At 46.7% G+C, this 6,840-nt stretch carries 6 protein-coding genes and 1 tRNA gene; all 7 read right to left on the bottom strand.

Going from position 1 to position 6,840, the window contains the following annotated elements:
* Positions 1-331: 331 nt before the first annotated feature.
* The 7 genes from ACFQY8_RS01275 to tmk all read right to left on the bottom strand — a co-directional run bounded on the left by ACFQY8_RS01275 (position 332) and on the right by tmk (position 6,807).
* Positions 332-745: a hypothetical protein gene (locus tag ACFQY8_RS01275; protein WP_377937830.1), complete on the bottom strand. Its 414-nt coding sequence runs from the start codon at positions 743-745 to the stop codon at positions 332-334.
* Between the two features lie 186 nt (positions 746-931).
* Positions 932-1,005: transfer RNA gene (locus ACFQY8_RS01270), tRNA-Lys, on the bottom strand.
* Positions 1,006-1,140: 135 nt separating this feature from the next.
* Entirely contained in the window at positions 1,141-2,661 is a 1,521-nt protein-coding gene (locus ACFQY8_RS01265) for a formate--tetrahydrofolate ligase (protein ID WP_377937828.1), read from the bottom strand.
* A 60-nt stretch (positions 2,662-2,721) separates the two neighbouring features.
* Positions 2,722-4,248: a C69 family dipeptidase gene (locus ACFQY8_RS01260; RefSeq protein WP_377937826.1), complete on the bottom strand. Its 1,527-nt coding sequence runs from the start codon at positions 4,246-4,248 to the stop codon at positions 2,722-2,724.
* 110 nt (positions 4,249-4,358) lie between these two features.
* A complete protein-coding gene (locus tag ACFQY8_RS01255) occupies positions 4,359-4,913 on the bottom strand; it encodes a YbhB/YbcL family Raf kinase inhibitor-like protein (RefSeq protein WP_377937824.1) in 555 nt (184 codons plus the stop codon).
* An 83-nt stretch (positions 4,914-4,996) separates the two neighbouring features.
* On the bottom strand, positions 4,997-6,199 hold the full coding sequence (locus ACFQY8_RS01250) for a DNA polymerase III subunit delta' (RefSeq protein WP_377937822.1): 1,203 nt from the start codon (positions 6,197-6,199) through the stop codon (positions 4,997-4,999).
* Positions 6,196-6,807, bottom strand: coding sequence for a dTMP kinase (gene tmk, locus ACFQY8_RS01245; protein ID WP_377937820.1), 612 nt, complete (start codon positions 6,805-6,807; stop codon positions 6,196-6,198). The genes ACFQY8_RS01250 and tmk overlap by 4 nt, the downstream gene beginning before the upstream one ends.
* Between the last annotated feature and the right edge of the window lie 33 nt (positions 6,808-6,840).

The following is a 6,840-nucleotide window of genomic DNA, read 5'->3' as shown; positions in this document are numbered from 1 at the left end:
AAAACAATAAAACAATACTGTTTCTCGCACTAAAAATAACCATTCATTAAACCCTCCCAGGTACAAACCCTCAAAAAGGATTCGCGAATGGTACTGGCATTATCAAAACATAAAAAGTAGTACAAAACACGCTCTTGAGTTCTCAAACCACCACAACACCAACCAGCCACAAACCCACTAAGAAAAAAGATTTGTAAACCGTATCAGGCAGCGAATAAAAACAATACACCCATCCCCCACCCCACGCAACCCACACCACCACACACCCTGAAAACACACACCACAACGGCGTGTCGAAAAACACAACACGACCAATGAAATATAACTGCGGCTACTTATTACGAGACAACTTTGGCTTTACTATCCACCACACAACAAGCACAATCACAACCACGTCAAGAACGCTATTAATAACTTGAGCGCTATTCTCAATATCTGGAGGAATATTAAAACCAACAATTCCAAGTGCAAATATTCCTAGTCGAAGCAGTAAATCTGTCACTGATACAGCCACAAAAGCCCTACCAACGAATCTTACTGTCACAATAAACCAGATGCTGCATGCTAACAATAACAACCATGGAATAAGCCATGTCGTGCTACCAAATAATGTGAGAATAGTATCCGGTAGCCAGTGAGCTTTGTAAGAGTAAAGCCATACACTCGAAAAAACTGAGATGATAACAAAGGCTAACAATTCAATGGTAACTTTTGCAGTAGCAAATGGACGACTACCATTACCCATTCTAATTACCCCCACCTCATATACATAACAACTTCGTTACTTATAGATTGAGCTAGTTTAGACGTAGCTTACTGCCGCTTATACGACGACGTACTAAGCTTGAAATATTCCAAATACTCATACTACACATGAATCAATGAATACAAAGAAACAAAAGAATCTCAATTTACAATAAATACACAAAAGTGCCCCCTCAGGGACTCGAACCCTGGACACGCGGATTAAGAGTCCGCTGCTCTAGCCAACTGAGCTAAAGGGGCATTGCTTTTCGCAACAAAACTAAACTATACTCACATTTCAAAAAAGCGCAATTGCGACACGCCGAGACAGCCTGAGGCTGAAGTCAGCATCGCAATTACGCTCTTTTGCGCATTTGCTATAAATCTAGGGAAACTCTACACGATCTTTGGCATAGGAGTCGTCAGACTAGTCGTGAGGTTGATATGGAGAAGACCTGCTCCAGAGTGAATCTCGACTTTCTTTAAAGTGACGGTTCGCTCCTCAGCAGGAAGAGTATCATCATCCGTCATCGTTGCCGGCGATTTGACCGGTAGCACTGCAAGATTATCGAAATCTATCCCCGCTTCCTTCACCTCAGCACGCGCCGCGGCGAGGATATCAGTAAAACCTTCCTTCTCAAGCACACGATTAGCTGGAACTCCGTACGAATTTTCCGTAATGAATGCAATTTTATCTGCAAAGCTTAAAGCAGCTTTCGACTCTGGAGAATACCCTGTGTTCACAGATTCTAATGAGGATATAAATTCATCGAGTTGATTCACTAGCCCTTCACCGCCATCGCACCATAGGTTACCTACAATTGGACGGCGGAAACCGAGTTCTTGCGCAGTGGCACGAAGTTGAGGGAGCTCATCGTCTTCACCTTCCCACAGGTTAATCATCGGGAAGGAAGCGATGCCGAGATTTTCCAAACGATTTACCGCAAATGGATAGCGCCACTGAAGTGCTGGATCATCACGCCAAGTTGTCGCTCGTGTAACGACCACTGCTGCAGCCGGCCATGGAGCACCATATTCACGGCATGCTATATCAAGCCACTTCTGACCACCAGCATCCGCACCATAGCCCGCTTCTACGACGACAACATCATGTAAAGCGCACGCCATATCGACAGCAATGAGACCTGGAATACCTAAGGAAACATTGCCAAATGGCCCACAGTGGATATATACAGGCGAGCCTTCGCCACTTTCCATGTACGCAGGCTGGACGGCATTGCCGACGACTCGCACGATGCGCTCTACGTCGACAAAGTCTTTCACGAGCACAGGTTTGCCTGTCTCAGGAGCAGCTCCTGCAATCATATTTCCAATGCGTTCTTCAATCTCTGTAAGAGAACGGGACAGGGTAATAATCTGCATCATTTCAGACGCAGGAGTCAAAACGAAGCGCTCGTTCAGCTTACCTCCATCAACCTGCACTTTGCGCAGCGAGCGCGACGGAGTTTCTGAAACACGCGGGATAGAAACAGTAGCAAGCACTCCATCATCAACCGCTTTCTCACAAAAAGCTGCTAAGAGGTTCTGTGCATCAGCAATGCGTCCCATTTCACCCGTCAGACCCCAGTCGGCAAGTTCAGGATGAGCAAGAGTGGACTTGCCGCCGCCAGAAGCACCACCTTTAGATCCTGCTGCTGTAATGCCCATGCTCGGCTGACGAAGTACAGCCGCAGCGTCAATCCCACGACGGCGTAATGCATCGATAAGCGCAATAGTTGTCGTGGTTTTGCCTTCACCGCGTGATGCCTTCAATGGCGTGGACGCAGTGACGAGTACTACTTTGCCACGTTTGAAGTTCTCAGGATGAGCTTTTACGTTATCCATAAATGCGAAGGCGTCAATTTTCTTGAGGTCTCCATAGGTAAATGAGTAATCGTTGAGCTGTTCTGTAAGCATTGCGCCGTCCTTTGCTATGCGATGGTTCGGAGGTGTGAGTTTTGGTGTGGTTTCGAACGTTTAATTATCGGACATCGAGAAAGCGTTATGCATACTCATGGATGTGGTGTAGAGCACCTTAGAAAGCACATCGTTAGTTTCACGCTCCACAATGTCAGATATGGACTGGTTTGCGGCTTCCAAAATAACTCGCACACGCTGATCACTGGTGTCAGCTACACAAGCTTCGCCTTCAGTTTCAGCAAATGCTGCAATCTTCTTATCAGTGTCGATAATCATCGCTACACCAGCAGCTCCAGTCTTCTGTGTATAACGGTCGATGTGCGCGCGATTATCGTTATACCGTGCATCAGCAAGAGCTGCGATAACGCGATTTGCCCAATAGAAGTTATGCGCAGTATCCACAGTTTGCGTGGTGCCTGCAAAGTATTGGGGAGCAGTATCCACGTTAGTAAACAGTGGCACAAATGTATTGAATGGATTGGAACCATATGCAGTCCACTGAATCGAGCGAGATGCCTGTGGCGCATATGGTCTAATTTGGATGGCGCACAAATCACAGTTACGGTTGATACCAACTGTACGGAACTGGTCACGAGTCGCTGGGGTACCTGTCTTTCCATATGGATCAAAGTCAGTACCCTGATAGTGAGTACTCAGTGCGTACTTCACATCCTCAATAGTAATTTTATGCTCAGGCTGACGAGCCCAAGGGATGTCATCGCTCAAAGGGGTATGCAATGCGTCGGCAGAGTCCCAATCTTCATCGTACGGATTGAAGAAGCGCTGGATATACCACGCTCGAGGAGTGTTATAAACATGATCAGAGTCAGAATGAGAACCAAATGCAAGGCGAGGATTGAAAGGGCTTGCATCTTCCACAGCAAGGTCGAGATGATTGTTCTCTACAAATTCACGTAAATCTGCAGAACACATGTGGTTTTCTTGTTCGCCGAATGCATCGTCGAAGTCGAATTCATCAATGCCAAGCTGATTTGGCATAACGACATACGAATCGTCAGGTACACGCTTTGCCATCCAATGATGCCCGCCAATGGTCTCCAGCCACCAAATCTCGTCCACATCAGAGAAGGCAATACCATTCATCTCATATGTACCATACTCTTCAAGCAATGTACCAAGCCGCTGGACACCGTCACGTGCAGACGTGATATAAGGAAGAACGATGGTGAGCATATCTTCCTCACCAATACCACCAGGAATTTCTGGCTGGTCGCCCTTTGCCGGGACGAGTTCTACGAGTGGATCTGCACCAAGCACACGCTCATTGGAAGTCAACGTTTCCGTAGCACTCATTGCAATATTGAGCTCATTGACACCATGCTCAGCCCATAAACCTTGCTTGAGCAATGCATCAGGCACAGAAGTATAGCGCATAGGATTATCAGGAAGTTCAATTTCTACATGACTTATCACAGACCTATAGTGACGAGGCTGATCTTGTGGCTGTACGACTTTAAATTCTTTTTCTGTAAACTCACCGTTTGATGAATCTTCATTGCGAGCTATTATGGTTGAACCATCGTAGCTCGCATCCTTACCAACAAGGATAGTAGTGCAAGGCATGTGAGCCCTTTCTGTGCTATGTATTTACAATTGCAAATTCTAATGTAGTTTTCGTTTGAGCGACCAAGTCCTCATCGTGGCATCGCTAATCGTTGCTATCACTCGTTGCGTTAATGCGCACGTGAGCTGAAATAAATCTCCCCATAATCAATGACAGCATCCGTGCGGAATACGAGATTGCGCAACTCATTGAGATAGAAACCTTCCGAGAGTTCCTTAAAAGGTTGTGCTGTGCCATACACGCACAACTTATAATCGTGATCCTTATCGGGAGGCTGTGGACCGTTATATCTCATGGTCACTGATGGATTTGTCTGCTGAGCAATTTTCCCCCACGAAGAATTGCGACCTTGTACAGCCTCAGGAATGAGAGAAGGCAGTTGTCTGGAAAAATCTTCCGGAATTTGCAATGCATGTGAATCATTAAAATCAAACATCAGCGCATCTACAGGAATATTTGCAACAGCCCAATGAATCCATTGATGTCCACATACAGGAATTGCATCGTCATCAACAAATTCTAGGTGAATGTAACGAACTGCAGAGTTCATCGAGTCAATGTAAAACGGAAAAGACGTCGTAGGATAACCATCAGTCTTATGAGAATCATCTGCGAACTTCCCGTATTTATCAGGAAGGCGCGTAAAATCAGCAGAAATCTTCATACTTTCAAGTATGTCACAGAACTACGAGTTATGACAGATACTACAACGCGAAGCTCACGTGCTGAGAATAATACTGAGAATATCTAGAAAATTAACGAAGTAAACAATGCTTCCAACGCCAAAAGTATAGGCGTATTGCCCGCGATGCGACGTCGTGCAACAGAAATGCGCCCTACAGCGTCAAGAGCCTGATTTGGTTTAACGCGCAAAGAATAGTCGGTAATCTGCTCAAGGAATTCCTTGTTGACGAGGTCTGCAACCATCTCAGAATCATTGTGAATGACACTCACGTCTCGGTAAATGCTCGCAAGAGTAGTTAACCCGCGGTCGACGACATCCCGTGTAAGCCGTGTGATACGACGATTTACATCATCTTTTTTCCCGATAGCGTTATACATCGAGCGAAGAGCCGGAGGAATAGAGTCTTTTGCTCCAAGCCCGTTAAGCGAGCGGAACCGAGCCTGCTCATGCTCAACTTGCTCAGTCACCGTTTCTTGCGCCTGCTTTTGAGCCGACGTAAAAAGTTCATCAGCGAGAAGAACAGCTTGAGATGTCCGAGTCATAGATACGACTTTGTCTACGATATCATTGCGCATGCGTGCAGCTTCAGGTTGCGTAGCATAAAGCCGTGCTATACCGATATGACCTTGCGCAAGACGTGCATACTGCTTTGCCTTATGCTCATCAACACCTGTGGATTCCATTAAGAATTGTGCCACTGCTTGAGTCTGGGGAACTGCAAGGTTGACAATGCGCGTGCGAGATCGAATAGTTGGTAAAACATCTTGTGCCGATGGAGCACAGAGAAGCCAAATCGTGTGTTCGCTTGGCTCTTCTATATCTTTGAGCAAGACATTCGTCGTTCGCTCAGCCATGCGATCGACATCTTCGATAATGATGATACGCCATGGAGATATCGAAGGCATCTGCTCTGCCTTATCCATAAGTTCGCGAACCTGCTCAATGGTAATCGTCACACGATCCGTAGCCAAAACAGTAACATCAGGATGAGTATGCGCGGCAATATGTCGGCATGTATCGCATTGTCCGCAACCACCATGAGGGCATTGCAAAGCAGCGGCAAAAGCTTGGGCAACATTCGATCTGCCAGAACCTGCAGGACCACAGATAAGCCATGATTGTGCAATGTCCTTAGGATTATTCGCCACCCGTGAAAGAAACTCCACCACAGGAGTCTGCCCAATGATAGAGTCCCATACTGATGACGTAGATTTACCCGCAGTAGCGGCTGCAGAATCTGGGAAAGTATCGGTATCATGTGTCATGATAATAAGCCCTCTACGTCGTCTTTGATAGCGCTCCATACATCCTCAATGCTCTGTGAGGCATCGACGATACAGCATCGTTCAGGTTCTGCTTGCGCGATATCAAGAAATGCCTGCCGTGCGCGTATAAAAAACTCAGAGCCAGCAGACTCCAGCCGATCAGGTTTACCCGTGAGTCTCATGCGAGATTGCTCAAAGCTCATATCAAGTAAGTATGTGCGCACTGGCCACAAATTATCTGTAGCAAACTGTGAAAGCTCACGAACTTGCATTTGTGTAAGCTCACGTCCACCTGCTTGATATGCAAGTGACGAGTCAATGTAGCGGTCAGAGATAACGACTTCTCCGCGTTCAAGTGCCGGACGAATCTTTGTAGCGACGTGATGTGCACGATCTGCCGCGTAGAGCAAAGCCTCAGCACGTGGAGCTACATCACCTCCATGAAGTAGCAGATACCGAATTTGTGAGCCAAGCGCCGTACCACCTGGCTCACGAGTCACCACCACCGTGCGACCGAGTGTCTCTAAATAATCCTTTAGTCGCTCGACCTGGGTGCTCTTCCCCACACCATCTACTCCTTCAAAGGAGATAAACAGACCTTGTGTCATGACTTTTCACTCACTCTCAACCGTCAGCCTCTC

The sequence above is a fragment of the Alloscardovia venturai genome, assembly GCF_042676605.1.
In the GTDB taxonomy this organism is placed as follows: Bacteria; Actinomycetota; Actinomycetes; order Actinomycetales; family Bifidobacteriaceae; genus Alloscardovia; species Alloscardovia venturai.
This window is presented reverse-complemented; position numbering and strand designations above follow the sequence as displayed.

Bases quoted from the DNA above. Each gene is read 5' to 3' on its own strand.
- tmk (WP_377937820.1), bottom strand. From the start codon at position 6,807: ATGACACAAGGTCTGTTTATCTCCTTTGAAGGAGTAGATGGTGTGGGG.
- ACFQY8_RS01265 (WP_377937828.1), bottom strand. From the start codon at position 2,661: ATGCTTACAGAACAGCTCAACGATTACTCATTTACCTATGGAGACCTC.
- ACFQY8_RS01255 (WP_377937824.1), bottom strand. From the start codon at position 4,913: ATGAAGATTTCTGCTGATTTTACGCGCCTTCCTGATAAATACGGGAAG.
- ACFQY8_RS01260 (WP_377937826.1), bottom strand. From the start codon at position 4,248: ATGCCTTGCACTACTATCCTTGTTGGTAAGGATGCGAGCTACGATGGT.
- ACFQY8_RS01275 (WP_377937830.1), bottom strand. From the start codon at position 745: ATGGGTAATGGTAGTCGTCCATTTGCTACTGCAAAAGTTACCATTGAA.
- ACFQY8_RS01250 (WP_377937822.1), bottom strand. From the start codon at position 6,199: ATGACACATGATACCGATACTTTCCCAGATTCTGCAGCCGCTACTGCG.